General features: G+C 64.0%; 13 protein-coding genes. 4 read left to right on the forward strand and 9 right to left on the reverse strand.

All coding sequences use genetic code 11. From position 1 onward, the window contains the following. Positions 1 to 104: 104 nt before the first annotated feature. The 3 genes from holA to leuS all read right to left on the reverse strand — a co-directional run bounded on the left by holA (position 105) and on the right by leuS (position 4,430). A complete protein-coding gene (holA, locus tag BM374_RS05455; protein WP_092289666.1) occupies positions 105 to 1,133 on the reverse strand; it encodes a DNA polymerase III subunit delta in 1,029 nt (342 codons plus the stop codon). 134 nt (positions 1,134 to 1,267) lie between these two features. Further along, positions 1,268 to 1,819: an LPS assembly lipoprotein LptE gene (gene lptE / locus BM374_RS05460; RefSeq protein ID WP_092289668.1), complete on the reverse strand. Its 552-nt coding sequence runs from the start codon at positions 1,817 to 1,819 to the stop codon at positions 1,268 to 1,270. Continuing rightward, complete coding sequence (leuS, locus tag BM374_RS05465) at positions 1,806 to 4,430, reverse strand: leucine--tRNA ligase (protein ID WP_092289670.1); 2,625 nt, start codon at positions 4,428 to 4,430, stop codon at positions 1,806 to 1,808. The genes lptE and leuS overlap by 14 nt, the downstream gene beginning before the upstream one ends. 196 nt (positions 4,431 to 4,626) lie before the next feature. Between leuS and BM374_RS05470 the strand changes: the two genes are divergently transcribed. Further along, the gene (locus tag BM374_RS05470) at positions 4,627 to 5,673 is read left to right on the forward strand and encodes a GGDEF domain-containing protein (protein ID WP_177248104.1); all 1,047 of its coding nucleotides are present in this window, start codon (positions 4,627 to 4,629) and stop codon (positions 5,671 to 5,673) included. Between the two features lie 35 nt (positions 5,674 to 5,708). Here the strand turns inward: BM374_RS05470 and BM374_RS05475 are convergent, their stop codons facing one another. After that, complete coding sequence (locus BM374_RS05475; protein ID WP_092289672.1) at positions 5,709 to 7,406, reverse strand: diguanylate cyclase domain-containing protein; 1,698 nt, start codon at positions 7,404 to 7,406, stop codon at positions 5,709 to 5,711. A 108-nt stretch (positions 7,407 to 7,514) separates the two neighbouring features. On the opposite strand from BM374_RS05475, the gene BM374_RS05480 reads away from it, so the two are divergent. Next, complete coding sequence (locus tag BM374_RS05480; RefSeq protein WP_092289674.1) at positions 7,515 to 8,204, forward strand: YggS family pyridoxal phosphate-dependent enzyme; 690 nt, start codon at positions 7,515 to 7,517, stop codon at positions 8,202 to 8,204. 145 nt (positions 8,205 to 8,349) lie between these two features. On the opposite strand, the gene BM374_RS05485 is transcribed toward BM374_RS05480, so the two are convergent. Then, entirely contained in the window at positions 8,350 to 9,135 is a 786-nt protein-coding gene (locus BM374_RS05485) for a 2-keto-4-pentenoate hydratase (protein WP_092289676.1), read from the reverse strand. Between the two features lie 6 nt (positions 9,136 to 9,141). Continuing rightward, positions 9,142 to 9,711 (reverse strand): L,D-transpeptidase family protein, encoded by a 570-nt coding sequence (locus BM374_RS05490; protein ID WP_177248105.1) that lies wholly within the window; start codon positions 9,709 to 9,711, stop codon positions 9,142 to 9,144. Between the two features lie 203 nt (positions 9,712 to 9,914). Between BM374_RS05490 and BM374_RS05495 the strand changes: the two genes are divergently transcribed. Together BM374_RS05495 and BM374_RS05500 are read left to right on the forward strand one after the other, a co-directional pair. Further along, a complete protein-coding gene (locus BM374_RS05495; protein ID WP_007598630.1) occupies positions 9,915 to 10,601 on the forward strand; it encodes a response regulator transcription factor in 687 nt (228 codons plus the stop codon). A gap of 58 nt (positions 10,602 to 10,659) precedes the next feature. Further along, positions 10,660 to 11,103: a cyclic nucleotide-binding domain-containing protein gene (locus BM374_RS05500; protein WP_092289681.1), complete on the forward strand. Its 444-nt coding sequence runs from the start codon at positions 10,660 to 10,662 to the stop codon at positions 11,101 to 11,103. Positions 11,104 to 11,155: 52 nt separating this feature from the next. Here BM374_RS05500 and xth read toward each other — a convergent pair whose 3' ends face one another. The 3 genes from xth to BM374_RS05515 all read right to left on the reverse strand — a co-directional run bounded on the left by xth (position 11,156) and on the right by BM374_RS05515 (position 15,497). Continuing rightward, a complete protein-coding gene (gene xth / locus BM374_RS05505; RefSeq protein ID WP_092289683.1) occupies positions 11,156 to 11,971 on the reverse strand; it encodes an exodeoxyribonuclease III in 816 nt (271 codons plus the stop codon). A 131-nt stretch (positions 11,972 to 12,102) separates the two neighbouring features. Continuing rightward, on the reverse strand, positions 12,103 to 12,861 hold the full coding sequence (locus tag BM374_RS05510) for an outer membrane lipoprotein carrier protein LolA (protein ID WP_092290256.1): 759 nt from the start codon (positions 12,859 to 12,861) through the stop codon (positions 12,103 to 12,105). Positions 12,862 to 13,013: 152 nt separating this feature from the next. Next, positions 13,014 to 15,497, reverse strand: a complete 2,484-nt coding sequence (locus tag BM374_RS05515) for a DNA translocase FtsK (protein WP_092289685.1) — start codon at positions 15,495 to 15,497, stop codon at positions 13,014 to 13,016. Positions 15,498 to 15,499 lie beyond the last annotated feature (2 nt).

Consider the following 15,499-nt stretch of genomic DNA (forward strand, 5'->3'; position numbering starts at 1 on the left):
TTCCGGCGCGATGCTTGGCATCGCGCCAGTCGCGCCTCAGGATGACGGATTGGCGATTCTGGATTGCTCCGCTTTGCTCGCAATGACCTGGAGAGAGCGCGGGCTCAGCCCCGCCGCTTCGCATTCGCGGCGATCGCCATCAGCGTGCGCTGGGCGATGGCGGCGGCGAGCGTGGATTGCTTGCGGGTATCGAGTGCGGCGGTTGCGAGCTGCTCGATGACCGCGGCGAGCTTCGCCGCGCTGAAATTGCGCAGCGCGGTTTCGACCATCGGCTTCCGTGAGAAATGCAGCCGCGGATATCCACCGTCGAGCACGGCGGAGGCCGGCGTACCGTCGGCAATCGCGAGCGCGGATTTGTGCAGCCACGCGGCTTGGCGCTGCGCTGCCGAGATGATCACGCCGGGATAGGTGCCGGCGATCATGGCCTTGGCGAATTCGGTCTCGACGATGTCGGGCCGGCCCGCGAAGGCGCCGTCGACGATCGGATCGAGCTTCAGCTCGGATGCGTCCGCAACCACTGACGTCACGTCATCCAGCGTGATCTCGCCTTTGCCGTGCGCATAGAGTGTCAGCTTGCGCAACTCGTTGCGCGAGGCCTGACGGTCTCCGCCCAGGAACGACATCAGCGCGGCGCGGGCGTCCGGGGCGATGCGCAAGTTAGCGATGCGGAGCTCGTCCTCCATCAATTTCGCCAGATCGCGCTCGGTGTCGGGATAGCAGCCGATCGCCACGGCGGACTTGGCTTTCTCGCAGGCCTTGCGCAGCGGTGATTCCGGCCGCAGCTCGCCGGCCTCGATCACGATTCGGCAATCCCTGACGCTCATCTCGGCCAGCGTGTCGACACCGGCAGCGAAGCTGCGCGATCCCGCGCGGATGCGAATGGCGCGGCGGCCGCCGAACAGTGGCACCGTCATGGCTTCGTCGACCAGGCGCGACGGCTCGGCGGAGAGCTCGTCGCCGTCGAGCTTCACGAGGGAGAAGGGATCGTTGGGATCATCGACAGCGGAGGCAATCAGCGCGTCGGCGCGCTCGCGTACCAGGCCGGCATCAGGACCATAGAGCAGGATGATCGGTCGGCCCGAATCGGGACGGGCGAGGAAGGCGTCGATCTCTTTTCCGCGCAGCGCGACCATGTTGTCTCAACGGCGTCATTCCGAGACGGCTCGAAGAGCCGAACTACGGCGCGCAATTGCGCGCCTGAGAATCTCGATCCACAATCTCTAGATTCCGGGTTCATGCTTCGCATGCTCCGGAATGACGGGGAGGGTCAGGTGCCCGCAGTGAAGAACGCGGCGAGCCGGGTGTTGATGTTCTCGGCGATCTCGTTCGCGGCACGATCCTCGGCGTCACGCACCGCGCGGTTGCGGGCGAAGCGCTGGTAGGAGCCGGGCAGGTCATAGGACACGCGCGAGAAGGTGGTGCCGGTCATGACCGACTTGCCGGTCGCGACCTCGACCAGATTGTATTGGCAGTCGATGCCGTAGTTCTCGGTATTAGGCAGGCCGGTATTGGGATCGACGATCAGCGATGTCTTGCTGGTGTTGAAACGGATATCCAGCCGGTGGGTCGGGGGCATGCCCGTTGCCGAGCCGTAGAGCTTGAAAGCGAGGGCATTGCGGACCTCGACGCCGACCCGCGCCTCGCGCGAGGCGTTGGCCTTGGAGATCGGCGGCAGCTCGACCCCCATCAGCTTTTCACGCAAACCCGGGGTGCCGTCGGTATGCTCGGCATACATCGGCTGGAAACAGCCAGCTGTCGTCGCCGCCAAGGCGGCGACCGCGAGCAGCCGGGCTGCGATGCGGATCCTAGCCGACAACATTCACGATCCTCTTGGGGACGATGATCACCTTGCGGACGGGCTTGCCGTCCAGGGCCAGTTTTACAGCATCGAGGGCCAAAGCGGCAGCCTCGATTTCCGGATTTTGGGCCGCTGTTGCAACCGTGACCTCACCCCGCTTCTTGCCATTGACCTGGACCACCAGGGTCACGCTGTTTTCAACCAGCAAATCGCGTTCGATTTGCGGCCAATTGGCCTCGGAAACCAGCCCGGGCTGGCCGAGCACTTGCCAGCACTCTTCGGCCAGATGCGGCATCATCGGGGAGAACAGCTGGACCAGGATCTGGCTAGCCTCACGGATCGCCCAGGCGAGATCCGCCGCCGGCTGGCCGGGGCGCTGCAGCACCTCCGAGAACGCGTTCGTGAACTCGCGGATATGGGCGAGGCAGACGTTGAAGTGCAGCCGTTCGACACCTGATGTGACCTTGTCGAGCGCGCCATGGGCAGCCTTGCGCAAGGCGGTCGCATCCGGACCGAACGAGGCCGGCCGGGCCGCGGGGGCGGCCTTGCCGAGTTCCGCAGCGTCATTCACCAGCCGCCACAGCCGCTGCACGAAGCGCGAGGCGCCCTGGACGCGCTCGTCACTCCAGATCACGTCGCGGTCGGGCGGTGAGTCCGACAGCATGAACCACCGGGCGACGTCGGCGCCATAGGTCGCGATGATGTCGTCGGGGTCGACCGTGTTCTTCTTCGACTTCGACATCTTCTCGATCGGGCCGATCGCGACGTCCTCGCCGGTCGCCAGCAGCGTCGCGCGGCGGCCGTTGCCGCCAACCTCGATCTTCACCTCGGCGGGCTGCACCCAGCTGCCGTCGGCCTTCTGATAGGTCTCGTGCACCACCATGCCCTGCGTGAACATGCCGGCGAATGGCTCATCCAGCGCGATGTGACCGGTCGCCTTCATCGCGCGGGTGAAGAAGCGGCTGTAGAGCAGATGCAGGATCGCGTGCTCGACGCCGCCGATATACTGGTCGACCGGCAGCATCCGGTTGGCGATCGCAGGCGTCGTCGGTGCGGTCTCGTTCCAGGGATCGGTGAAGCGCGCAAAATACCAGGACGAGTCGACGAAAGTGTCCATGGTGTCGGTTTCGCGGGTCGCCTTGCCGCCGCATTTCGGGCAGGTGACGTGCTTCCAGGTGGGGTGATGGTCGAGCGCGTTGCCCGGCTTGTCGAAGCTCACATCCTCCGGCAGCACCACCGGCAACTGGTCGTCCGGTACCGGCACCACGTCGCACTTCGGACAATGGATGACCGGAATCGGGCAGCCCCAATAGCGCTGGCGCGAAATGCCCCAGTCGCGCAGGCGGAAATTGACCTGGCGCTCGCCGACCGGCGCGTTGCCTCGCAGCTCGCCTTCCAGCCGCTTGGCGACTTCGTCCTTGGCCTGATCGATCGTCATGCCGTCGAGGAAGCGCGAATTGATCATGCGGCCATCGCCGTCATGGGCGGTGTCGGTGATGACGAATGATTTTGGATCCTGGCCCTCGGGACAGACGACCGGCGTGTTGCCGAGGTTGTACTTGTTGACGAAATCGAGGTCGCGTTGGTCGTGTGCGGGGCAGCCGAAGATCGCGCCGGTGCCGTATTCCATCAGCACGAAATTGGCGACATAGACCGGCAGCTTCCAGGAGGGATCGAACGGGTGCACCGCGCGGATGCCGGTGTCAAAGCCCTGCTTCTCCGCAGTGTCGATGATCTCCTGCGCCGTGCCGATCTTCTTGATGTCGGCGATGAACTTTGCAAGCTCAGGGTTCTTGGCTGCAGCAGCCTGTGCCAACGGGTGGTCGGCCGAGATCGCCATGAACTTCGCGCCGAACAGCGTGTCGGGGCGCGTCGTGAAGATCTTCAGCTCGCTCTCGCCGGCCGGCGTCGTCGCCTGATCCAGCGCGAAGCGGATCAAGAGGCCCTCGGAGCGGCCGATCCAGTTGCGCTGCATCAGCCTGACCTTGTCGGGCCAGCGGTCGAGCCCATCCAGCGCGGACAGCAATTCCTGCGAGTATTTCGTGATCTTGAAGACCCACTGGCTCATCTCGCGCTGTTCGACAACAGCGCCGGAGCGCCAGCCGCGGCCGTCGATCACCTGCTCGTTGGCGAGCACGGTCATGTCGACCGGATCCCAATTGAGCTTGCGCTTCTCGCGCTCGGCGAGGCCCGCGGCGAGCATGTCCAAGAACATCTTCTGCTGATGCTTGTAGTAGCTGGGGTCGCAGGTCGCGAATTCGCGGCTCCAGTCCAGCGATAGCCCGATCGAGCGGAGCTGCTTCTTCATCGCGGCGATGTTGTCGTAGGTCCAGGCCTTTGGCGCCACCTTGCGCTCGATGGCGGCGTTCTCGGCCGGCAGGCCGAAGGCGTCCCAGCCCATCGGATGCAGTACGTTGAACCCCTTGGCGCGCATGAAGCGGGCCAGCACGTCGCCGAGCGTATAGTTGCGGACATGGCCGATATGGATGCGCCCGGAGGGGTAGGGGAACATCTCCAGCACATAATATTTCGGCCGCGAATCATCGTTCTTCGAGACGAAGATCGCCTGGTCGTCCCAGATGCGTTGCCAGCGCGGTTCGGCGTCGCGGGCGTTATAGCGTTCGGAGGTCATGGAATCGTTGGGTTTTCGTGGTTTCGGCGGCCTGAAGAGGCCGGACTAGGCCATAGAAGTCCTCGGGGGGTCAATGGGTTGCCGAGGGAAGTGGTGGCGCGCAATGCTGCTCCGCAAAAGTACGGATGAGGGCATTGGGATCGGATTAAGGGGTCGATGCGAGTTTGGCCGTCAATAGGGTACCCCGCGTCAGGCAATGGCCTCAAATTTCGACGATCCCGACTATGACTATGCCGCCTCCATCGCCGGGCGGGCGGTGCGGAGCATGGCCGAGCAGCGGATTCCGCCGACGCCGACCAATTTCGCCATCTGGTTCCAGTATTACGCCGGCGGCCATGACGATCTGCGCAATGCCATCGATCTCTTGATCGACCACAACCGTCCCTTCGACAGCCGAACCAATCAGGATCTGTTCGAGACCTATATCGCGCCCCATGTGAGCGCCGCCGTGGTCAATACGTCCGAGCGGCTGCATGCACTCATGAGCGCGGCGAAGGAGTTTCTGGCCACCGCGATCGCCGACAACCGCTCCCAGATGCAGGTGATCAGCCAGGTTGCCGATCAGGGCCAGGCGGGCGTCGATCCGAAGGCGCTGGTCGCCCGGCTCATGAACGAGCTGGCGCGGGCCGCAACGAGGACGACGCGGCTCGAGGCAGGCTTTGCGGAAAAGACTCGCGAGCTCGACGTCATCAGAGATTCGCTCTCCAAGTCCGAGGAGCGCGCCCGGACCGACACGCTGACGGGGCTCGCCAACCGGCGGGCGCTGGATGAGTTCCTGCGCAAGGCGCAGACGACGGCGGATTGGGGCGAGCCGCTGAGCGTCCTGCTGCTCGACATCGACCACTTCAAGACCTTCAACGACAATTTCGGCCACGGCGTCGGCGACCAGGTCTTGCGTCTGATCGCAAACGTGCTGCGTGAAAAGGTCCGGCCGCAGGATCTGCCGGCCCGCTACGGCGGCGAGGAGTTGATCGCGGTGCTGCCCGACGCTGATCTTGCAGCGTGCGCTGACATCGCCGAGCGCATCAGGCGGGCGATCGCGGAGTGCACCATCACGCGCCGCTCGACCGGCGAGGTGTTGCCGAATATCACGGTTTCAATCGGCGTGTCGCAGTATCGGATTGGCGAGGCGATCGCCGATTTGATCGAGCGCTGCGACCGCGCGCTCTATCTCGCCAAGGGCGGCGGCCGCAACCGCGTGGTGACGGAGAGCGAACTCGACCGCGCCGAGGCGGCAGGTTAGCGGCGCACTGTGAGATCAGGACTCATAGTCGTGGTTTAGCCTGCCATCGCGATCTTGGCCGCGCCGCTCTCGATCGCCTGTACGCCATGCTCGACGACATTGTTGCGACCGCGATGCTTGGCGGCGTAGAGCGCCGCGTCGGCAGCCTCGATCAGATCGCCCGGGCGCAAGGCTTCGTTCGGTCGCGCCGCCGCCACGCCGATCGACACCGTGACGACCATGTGGGTCGAAGTGATGTGCGGCAGGCAGAGTTTCAGGACGGCCGCACGCACCTGCTCGCCAATCTCGACGGCGCGGTTGACGTCGGTGTTCGGCACCAGCAGACAGAATTCTTCGCCGCCATAGCGGGCCGCAAAGCCCATGGTGTCGGCGGCGATGTCGGACAGCGACTCGCCGAGTCGGGTCAGGCAGGAATCGCCCTCGAGATGGCCGTAGGTGTCGTTGAACAGCTTGAAATGGTCGACGTCGATCATCAGAAGCGCGAGCTCGCTGCCATATTGCTGCGCGCGCATCCATTCGAAGTCGAGCCGGCTCTGGAAGCCGCGACGGTTGGCAAGTCCCGAGAGCATGTCGATCGACGCCATCACCGTCAGCCGGTCGTTGGATGCGATCAACTCGCGCTCGCGCTGGCTGAGCTGGGCTGCCATCGCGTTGAAGGCGCGCGCCAACGGCACGAATTCGGCCGGCAGCCGGTTGCGCGCGGCGCGGGCCGACAGATCGCCCTCGCCGAGACGCTTGGCCATGTCGGCGAGCATTTCGATCGGGTTGATCACGAGCTTCTCGGCGGCGATCAGCGCGCCTAGCAGCACGAACATGACGACGAAGGCGAGCTGGAGATAGGCGGTGCGGATGTCGCGGTTCACCGCCGCGGAGACCTTGTCTTCGTCGATGCTGGCGATCAGGCGGGAATTGGTGCCGGCGATGCGGATGAAGCTGACCGCGCGACGTGATCCGTCAGCGGCGAGGAAGGACAGCGAGCCTTCGTCCTGGTTCGAGCGCAGGGCCATGTCGGCGATCGCCGACATCAGCGGCATGTTGTCGAGGGGCCGGCCGACGGCACTATGCTGGTCCGCAGGCGCGGCCAACACGGTGCCGGCGCTGTCGACCAGCACCGCAGTAATGCCGGCGCGGCCGCCCAGATTGTTCATCACCTTCGACATCCAGTCGAGGTTGACGGTTGCGAGTACGACGGCGTCAGCGGCGCCGCTGAACGCGGAAACCGGATAGACCGCCATCACGGTCGGCGCCTGCAACGGCCGGGACAGGATGAAGTCGGACAGCACGAAGCGGCCGGTCTCCTGTGCCTGCTGGAAATAAGGCCGGTCAGAAAGGTCGAGGCCCACATACATGTTGTTGGTCGCGCACTGGATGCGGCCGTCCTGGCCGGCGATCAGGAGCGTGCGGATCCAGGGAAGGTTCGCCGGCAGGCTCGCGCGCAACACGTCGCAACTCTTGCTGACGCCACCGGCGGAGGCGCGGATGAAGGCTTCCGATTTCAGGATGGTTTCGACCGACGAGATCACCTCGCGCTGCGCATCGGCGCTGTGTCTTGCGATGGTGGTGAATTCGGCGGCCGCCTGCGCAATCTGCTTGGTGCGGGTGTCTTCAAGCGAGCGGATGCGCTCGAGCATCAACGGCGCGACCAGAATCACCGCGAGCAATGCAAGGCGGGCCCTGATGCCGAGGGCCTGCTTGAGTTTTGCTCGTTTGCGGTTGAAACTGATGTTGGCCATCTTCGCTACCCACCCCGCGGGCAAGGTAAAGCGAAGGGTTCAAAAACTCTTTCTTGAACTGGGTAAAATTGGAACTACCTCCGGTACTGACATAGCCCGATCGACATCATGACAGACAACAAAGCCGCGCCGGTAACCGGCGATTCACCAAACGCGCTTGCCGCGGTCGAAGCGGAGATTGCACGCGCCTGCAAGGATGCGCAGCGCGATCGTGGCTCGGTCACGCTGATCGCGGTGTCCAAGACGTTCGCTGCGGATGCAATTCTCCCGGTTATCGGCGCCGGACAGCGCGTATTCGGCGAGAATCGCGTGCAGGAGGCCAAAAGCAAGTGGCCGGCGTTAACGGCCGATTACCCTGATATCGCGCTGCATCTGATCGGGCCGCTGCAATCCAACAAGGCGAAAGAGGCGGTCGCGCTGTTCGATGCCATTCACTCGGTCGACCGTCCGAGCATTTGCGTGGCGTTAGCCAAGGAAATCGAATCCCAGAACAAGCATCCGCAACTCTTCGTCCAGATCAACACCGGCGAGGAGCCGCAGAAGGCCGGCGTCGCGCCCGGCGAGGCCGACGCCTTCCTCGCGAGTTGCCGCGACACCTATGGCCTGACGATATCAGGCCTGATGTGCATTCCGCCGGTGGACGAGCCGCCGGCCGCGCATTTTGCACTGACCGCCAAGATCGCCGCGCGCAACGGATTGCAGAATCTGTCGATGGGCATGAGCGCCGACTATGCGACCGCCATCATGTTGGGTGCCACCCATGTGCGCGTGGGAAGCGCGATCTTCGGGCATCGGTGACAGCCGTCGGCGAGAGCTGCGTCAGTCAAGGTGGTTGATTTCGTCATTGCGAGCGCAGCGAAGCAATCCAGAATCTTTCCGCGGAGGCAGCCTGGATTGCTTCGTCGCAAGAGCTCCTCGCAATGACGGCGGAGTTTGAGATCGCCTATTCAAACCCCACCGACACTTTCCCCAGCATACCGAAATCCGCCGCAAAATGATCGCCGGCCTGGATCGGCAGCGGCGGATGACAGGTTCCCGTCGTCACCACCTCCCCTGCCCGCAAGGTGATGCCGAGCCCGCGCAGCTCGTTGGCAAGCCAGGTCAGCGCTATCAGGGGACCGCCGAGCACGTTCTTGCCGTGACCGACATAGCGCTCGCCGCGCAGCGTGATCTGCGGCCGCTCCTCGACGAGATCCATCGCGCGCCAGTTCGCTGGCGTCGCCGCGCCAAGCACGAACAGATGTGCACAGGCGTTGTCGGCGATCAGCTGCGCCTCGCCCGCGCTGGCGAAATCGGCGAACCGCGAGTCCGGAATCTCGATGGCAGGATGCAAGCTGTCGACGGCCGCAAGGACCTCGTCGACGCCAAAGGGCGAAGGCCGCGGCGCCAGATCGCGCCCCATGCGGAAGCAGAATTCGGGCTCGCCGACGCGCATCGCGTTGCCCTTCATCGATGCGATGCCGCCGTCGGCGATCACCGTGTCGCTCATGATGCGGCCGGCCAGCGGTCCGGTGACATTGATGTGCTTCTGGCCGGCCTCGCTGGTCGCCGCGATCTTCCAGCCAAACAGTTTTCCGAACGATCGGTTTTCAAGCTCGGCCTGCACGGCGTAACCATCAGCGCGGCTCTGCGGCCGCAGCCGCGTCTCCAGCGCGTCAAGCTTGCTGCCGTCGCGCCAATGTCGAACGAGGACCTGCGAAGCGGCGTTGATCTGATCCTTGTCGAGCATCTGTCCTCACCCGATGATGATTCTCGTTCCTGGTCCCATCCGCCGCAGCAATTGCAGCATCGCCGCCTTGGTCATGGAGACGCAGCCCGCGGTCGGGCCGAAATTGTCGCGCGCCAGATGCAGGAAGACGGCGCTACCGCGGCCGGCGATGCGCGGCCTGGTGTTGTGGTCGATTTCGATGATGAAGTCATAGAGATGGTCGGCTCGCTTGAGCCGATCGCCGCCCTCGCCCTGCCCGCGCCGGATCCACTGGTTGTAGTGACGATCGCCGGGGTCCTCGCACCATCCGTCCGTGTCGTGAATGGTTCGCACCGGCAGGAAAGTCTTGGGACGGCTGTGCCGGTCGCCCCGCCACCACAATTGCCTGGGACGAAAACAGCCTCTCGGGGTCCCGCCGTCGCCCTCGCGTTTGTTGGCCAGGATGCCGCTGCGCCCGAGCGCAACCGGAATCGTCAGGTGGCCGGCCGTCAGCCAGCCTCGGCGCGGATTGCCGGCGGCAGCCTTAACGTGGATCGCGGATAGCGGTCCCGGACCTCGATTCCTGGCGTAACTGGCTGACACAGCTTCATTTTTCATGTGAATGCGCGATGTCGAATTCATTACAGGACATTCATCAATACGCCCTGCTATTCTGGGTTAAAGTAATTCCGGCTTGTGAATCGGTAACAGCCCACTACTTCAACACGAACAACAATAAAAACAGCGACCCCTAAACTTCCCATCACGGCTGGGTGCGGCATATGCCTGCGCGCCCGTCCGACCCAAAAGGATGATCCCCCATGGCCAATGCCCGCAAGATCCTGATCGTGGATGACGATACCGATCTGCGCGATACGTTGGTGGAGCAATTATCGCTACACGAAGAATTTGAAGCCTCCGCGGTCGATACCGGCGCCAAGGGCGCGAGCGCCGCAAAGGCCAATGCCCCCGATCTGGTCCTGATGGATGTCGGCCTTCCCGATACCGATGGCCGCGAGGTGGTCCGCTCCTTGCGCAAAGGCGGCTTCAAGGCGCCGATCATCATGCTGACGGGGCACGACACCGATTCCGATACGATCTTGGGCCTGGAATCCGGGGCGAACGACTATGTCGCAAAGCCGTTCCGCTTTGCCGTGTTGCTGGCCCGCATCCGCGCCCAGCTGCGCCAGCACGAGGCCAGCGAGGACGCGGTGTTCTCGGTCGGCCCCTACTCCTTCCGTCCCGGCTCCAAGATGCTGACCGCCGCCAATGCCCGCAAGGTGCGCCTCACCGAGAAGGAAACGGCGATCCTGCGCTTCCTCTACCGGGCCGGCCAGATGCCGGTGTCGCGCGAAACCCTGCTCCAGGAGGTCTGGGGTTATAATTCCGGCGTCACCACCCACACCTTGGAAACCCATATCTACCGTCTTCGCCAGAAGATCGAGAAGGATGCCGCCAACCCGGAGATCCTGGTGACGGAAGCCGGTGGCTACAAGCTGGTGCCGTGATACGCTTCGGGGGCGTGCGAATCGTTTTGGATTGCCCGCCCTTGAGCCTCGGATCTGAATGTCAATTGACGACGACGTAGCGCTTCTCGAGCGGGTCCCGACACTGCGCCTGTTGGGAGACGCTTCGTTGCGCATGCTGGCGATCGGCTCCGAGCAGCGTGACTTCGTGCGCGGCGACATCCTGTTCAATCTCGGTGACGATGCCGATTCCGGCTTCGTGGTCCAGCGCGGTGCCTTTCGCGTCGACGATGGCGCCGGCGCCGAGATGATCGCAGGTCCCGGCACGCTGATCGGCGAGCTCGCGCTGGTGGTGCCGATGAAGCGGCCCTCGAGCGCGGTCGCGCTGGAGCATTCCTCCGTCATCCGCGTCGCGCGCAGCCTGTTTCAGCGGGTGCTCGAAAGCGATCCTGCTGCGGCGGTCCGCCTGCGCGACGAATTCGCCGTCCGCTCCAGCCAGATCGCCAGCGATATCCTGATGGCCGGTGCCAAGCTGAATACGTGACTCTCCTGTCATTCCGGGCTCGCGCTACGCGCGCCTCTGAAGGACGAGAGAGTTACACGTCCAGCGTCACCGTGACGGGCACGTGATCCGACGGCCGCTCCCAGCTTCGCGCATCGCGCAGAATTCTGAAATCCTGCACCGCATCCTTCAACGCGCGCGAGACCCAGATGTGGTCGAGCCTGCGGCCGCGGTCGCCGACGGTCCAGTCCGCTGAGCGGTAGCTCCACCAGGTGTAGACCTTTTCCGACATCGGAATTCGGTCGCGCGCGACGTCGACCCATTCGCCGGCATCGAGCGCCGCCTTCAGCTTCTCGGTTTCGATCGGCGTGTGCGAGACAACTTTCAGCAGTTGCTTGTGCGACCACACATCGTTCTCGTGCGGCGCGACGTTGAGATCGCCGACCAGGATGTGCCTGTCATCACCGCGCGGATGCAGCGGCTCGCAGGCCTTCATCTCGTCGAGAAAGCGAAGCTTGTGGTCGAACTTTTCGTTCAGCGCTGGATCGGGAATGTCGCCGCCGGCCGGCACGTAGAAATTATGCAGCACGAGCGGCTTTGCGATTTGCGCTTTCTCTCCGAACGAGACCGAGATATGGCGCGAATCCACCTTGTCGCAGAAGGTGCGGATGTCGGTGTTCTCGAACGGAATCTTCGAGACGATAGCGACGCCGTGATAGCCCTTCTGCCCGTTCAGCGCGACGTGTTCGTAGCCGAGCCGCTTGAAGCGCTTCCGCGGAAAGGCATCATCGATGCACTTGGTCTCCTGCAGGCACAGCACGTCGGGCCGTGCACTCTTGAGAAACTTCGCGACCAGATTGATGCGTAGCCGCACCGAATTGATGTTCCAGGTTGTCAGGGAAAGGCGCATTTGAAGGATCTAACAAACTCCATCCGTCATGGCCGGGCTGGTCCCGGCCATCCACGTCTTTTTGTAGGCCCAAAAACGTGGATGCCCGGGACAAGCCCGGGCATGACGACCATCGGAACAGCCAACGGGTCTCACCCCGGCGACGGCACGTTGTAATTGGTGAAGTCGATCTTGAACATGTTGGGATCGAGCTTCTTGCCCGCATCGAGATTGTAGACCGCAACAGTCGTGTCGTATCCTTGCGGATCGGTGACGGTCCATTGCTTCAGCTGGCCGTCCTTGGCGCCGATCATCAGCAGCAGTCGGCTGGTGCCGACCAACGCCTGCTTCTCTTCGATGGTGACACTGATGAAGAGATCATCCGCGGTGACGTTGACGACGTTGGTATCCTTCATCAGGTCGATGCGGTCGGACAACAGAAAACGCAGCGGCGTCTGCGACAGCGGGTAGACGTCCTGCGTTGCGAGCTTGCGGTCGCGCACCACAACCGACGATCCGTCGGCGATGATGTCGATCGGGCTTGGCGGGTCATATTCGAAGCGCAGCTTGCCCGGTTTCTGGATGTAGAAGTCGCCCTGCGTCTTGCTGCCGTCGGGGCCGACCTGGACGAAATTCCCGACCAGTGTCGACAGCGACGACAGGTAGGCGCTGACCCTGGCGGCCTGCGCCTTCTGCTTGTCGTCGAAGGTCTGGAAGATGCTGCTCGGCACGTTCCGGCGCGGATCGGGAATGACCGGATTCGGCGGCGTCTGCGTTGCACCCGTGGTCGCCGGCCCGGCCGGGGGCTGAGCACTGTCGCGGCCCTTCGGTGCAGGCTTCGGTACGGGTACGTTCTGCGCAAACGACGCTGCGGTCACCATCGTGGCGGTAACGAGAAGCACGCCCGCCACGCGCGCGCCGCGCGCAGCGAAAGAGGCTGCGAATCGAATGTCCGGATGTCTGGTCAACGCGTCGTCCTGTCTGGCTGGGCGTCGTTTTAGCGTGATTTCGGGCAAAAGCAGAGATCGATTTTGCGTGAAAATGTCATTGTAAGACTCTCGCCTCACATATGGCTGTCTTCTTCCTCGACCAGAATCTCGCGTTTGCCGGCGTGATTGGCGGGTCCGACAATGCCTTCCAGTTCCATGCGCTCCATCAGCGATGCGGCGCGGTTATAGCCGATTTGCAGGCGGCGCTGGATGTAGCTGGTCGAGGCCTTGCGGTCGCGTTTGACGATCGCGACGGCCTGCTGGAACAGGTCGCCGCCACCATCCGCGCCCATTCCACTGGCGTCGAACACGGCGCCGCCATCTTCGTCCTCGGTCGGCTCTTCGGCCGTAACGGCTTCGAGATATTCGGGCTGGCCCTGCGTCTTGAGGTGGCGCACCACTTTCTCGACTTCTTCGTCCGAGGCGAAAGGTCCGTGCACGCGGCTGATGCGGCCGCCGCCCGCCATGTAGAGCATGTCGCCCTGACCGAGCAGCTGCTCGGCGCCCATCTCGCCCAGAATGGTGCGGCTGTCGATCTTCGAGGTGACCTGGAAGGCGATGCGGGTCGGGAAGTTCGCCTTGATGGTGCCGGTGATGACGTCCACCGACGGGCGCTGTGTCGCGAGAATCACATGCAGGCCGGCGGCGCGCGCCATCTGTGCGAGGCGCTGCACCGCGCCTTCGATGTCCTTGCCCGCGACCATCATCAGGTCTGCCATTTCGTCGACGATGATGACGATGTAGGGCAGCGGATCGAGCGAGAGCTTCTCTTCCTCGTAGATCGCCTTGCCGGTTTCCTTGTCGAAGCCGGTGTGCACCGTGCGCGTCGGCTCCTCGCCCTTGGCTTTTAGCTCGAGCAGGCGCGTGTTGTAGCCGTCGATGTTGCGCACACCGAGCTTGGCCATGTTCTTGTAGCGCTCTTCCATCTCGCGCACCGCCCATTTCAGCGCGACCACGGCCTTCTTGGGGTCGGTCACGACGGGCGTGAGCAGATGCGGAATGCCGTCATAGACGGAGAGTTCGAGCATCTTGGGATCGACCATGATCAAGCGGCACTGATCGGGCCGCAGCCGATAGACCAGGCTGAGGATCATGGTGTTGATGGCGACCGACTTGCCGGAGCCGGTGGTACCGGCGATCAGCATGTGCGGCGTGCGTGCGAGGTCGATGATGACAGGATCGCCGCCGATGGTCTTGCCGAGGCAGAGCGGCAGCTTCGCGACCGTGTCGGTCGCTTCCTTCGCCACCAGCAATTCGCGCAAGTAAACCTTTTCGCGATGCGCGTTCGGCAGCTCGATGCCGATGGCGTTGCGGCCGGGAACGACGGCAACGCGTGCCGACAGCGCGCTCATCGAGCGCGCGATGTCGTCGGCAAGGCCTATCACGCGGGAGGATTTGATGCCGGGCGCCGGCTCCAGCTCGTACAACGTGACGACGGGCCCCGGATTGGCTTTCACGATCTCGCCGCGAACGCCGAAATCCTGCAGCACGCCTTCGAGCGAGCGTGAATTGGTTTCAAGCTCCGCCTTGCTGAGCGGCTGGCGATCACCGGCCTTCGGCGCGGCCAGCATGGAGACGGAGGGAAGATCGAACTTGTCGGAGCCCTTCTTGGCCGCTGCCTTTGGCGCGGCCTTCTTGCGCGCAGCGCGCGCGGGCGCCTGTTCCTCTTCTTCCTCCTCCTCGTCCTCTTCCTCTTCGTGCTCGTGCTCGTCGTCCTCGTCCCTGGACTGCGGTGAGATCGAGGGTGCGGCGCGGCCGCCGCCGAGATTGGGTTCCTGCCGGCTGAACGAAACGGCCTTGGCCTTCGGTCCGCTCGAGACCAGCGAGCGATAGGCCGCGCCAAACAGCCAGATCAGCCGCGCCTTGGTGCTCATCAGCGCGTGAAACAGCCAGCCCAGCGACACCGAGCCGCGATCGCTCTCCTCGTCGTCAACGAGCGGCTTGTCGTCGTCCTCGATGTCAGCGAGCTCTTCGTCATGCTCGCGTGCGCCGAGACCGCAGGCGATCAGGAACGTCGCAGCCAGCGCGACGAACAGGATGGCCCCGAGCACCAGACGATAGATCACGCCGGGCGGGCCGAAGATCACCGCGGGCGCGCGCACCAGCGCGTCGCCGACCACGCCGCCGAGCCCGGTCGGCAGCGGCCAGGCGCCGCCATGCGGCCAGCAGCTGACAAAGCCGGCCGCGATCACGGTGCAGAGAATCCAACAGCCGAGCCGCAGCGCCTCGCGATCGAACGCGCGATGGGTCATCATGCGCCAGCCCCACACCGCCACCGTCAGGATCAGCATGATTGCGCCGAGCCCGAGGATCTGCATCGCGAGGTCGGCGCCGATGGCGCCGGCATAGCCGAGAATGTTGTGGATCGGCCGCGAGGTCGCGTGGCTGAGGCTCGGGTCCTGCACCGACCACGTCATCAGCGCGGCGGAGGCGACGCCCGACAGCGTGACGAGGCCCAATCCAGTGAGCTCGCGCATGCGCCGGCTCAGCGCCTCGCGGATCGAGGGCGGCAGATGGCCGACCAGGGGAATCACACGTTCGATTGCCGACATGCTCATGG

The sequence above is a fragment of the Bradyrhizobium sp. Ghvi genome, from assembly GCF_900115265.1.
Classification (GTDB): Bacteria; Pseudomonadota; Alphaproteobacteria; order Rhizobiales; family Xanthobacteraceae; genus Bradyrhizobium.

Excerpts from the sequence above, each read along its gene's own strand:
- holA (WP_092289666.1), bottom strand. The coding sequence starts at position 1,133 with ATGGTCGCGCTGCGCGGAAAAGAGATCGACGCCTTCCTCGCCCGTCCC.
- lptE (WP_092289668.1), bottom strand. The coding sequence starts at position 1,819 with ATGTTGTCGGCTAGGATCCGCATCGCAGCCCGGCTGCTCGCGGTCGCC.
- leuS (WP_092289670.1), bottom strand. The coding sequence starts at position 4,430 with ATGACCTCCGAACGCTATAACGCCCGCGACGCCGAACCGCGCTGGCAA.
- BM374_RS05470 (WP_177248104.1), top strand. The coding sequence starts at position 4,627 with ATGGCCTCAAATTTCGACGATCCCGACTATGACTATGCCGCCTCCATC.
- BM374_RS05475 (WP_092289672.1), bottom strand. The coding sequence starts at position 7,406 with ATGGCCAACATCAGTTTCAACCGCAAACGAGCAAAACTCAAGCAGGCC.
- BM374_RS05480 (WP_092289674.1), top strand. The coding sequence starts at position 7,515 with ATGACAGACAACAAAGCCGCGCCGGTAACCGGCGATTCACCAAACGCG.
- BM374_RS05485 (WP_092289676.1), bottom strand. The coding sequence starts at position 9,135 with ATGCTCGACAAGGATCAGATCAACGCCGCTTCGCAGGTCCTCGTTCGA.
- BM374_RS05490 (WP_177248105.1), bottom strand. The coding sequence starts at position 9,711 with ATGAAAAATGAAGCTGTGTCAGCCAGTTACGCCAGGAATCGAGGTCCG.
- BM374_RS05495 (WP_007598630.1), top strand. The coding sequence starts at position 9,915 with ATGGCCAATGCCCGCAAGATCCTGATCGTGGATGACGATACCGATCTG.
- BM374_RS05500 (WP_092289681.1), top strand. The coding sequence starts at position 10,660 with ATGTCAATTGACGACGACGTAGCGCTTCTCGAGCGGGTCCCGACACTG.
- xth (WP_092289683.1), bottom strand. The coding sequence starts at position 11,971 with ATGCGCCTTTCCCTGACAACCTGGAACATCAATTCGGTGCGGCTACGC.
- BM374_RS05515 (WP_092289685.1), bottom strand. The coding sequence starts at position 15,497 with ATGAGCATGTCGGCAATCGAACGTGTGATTCCCCTGGTCGGCCATCTG.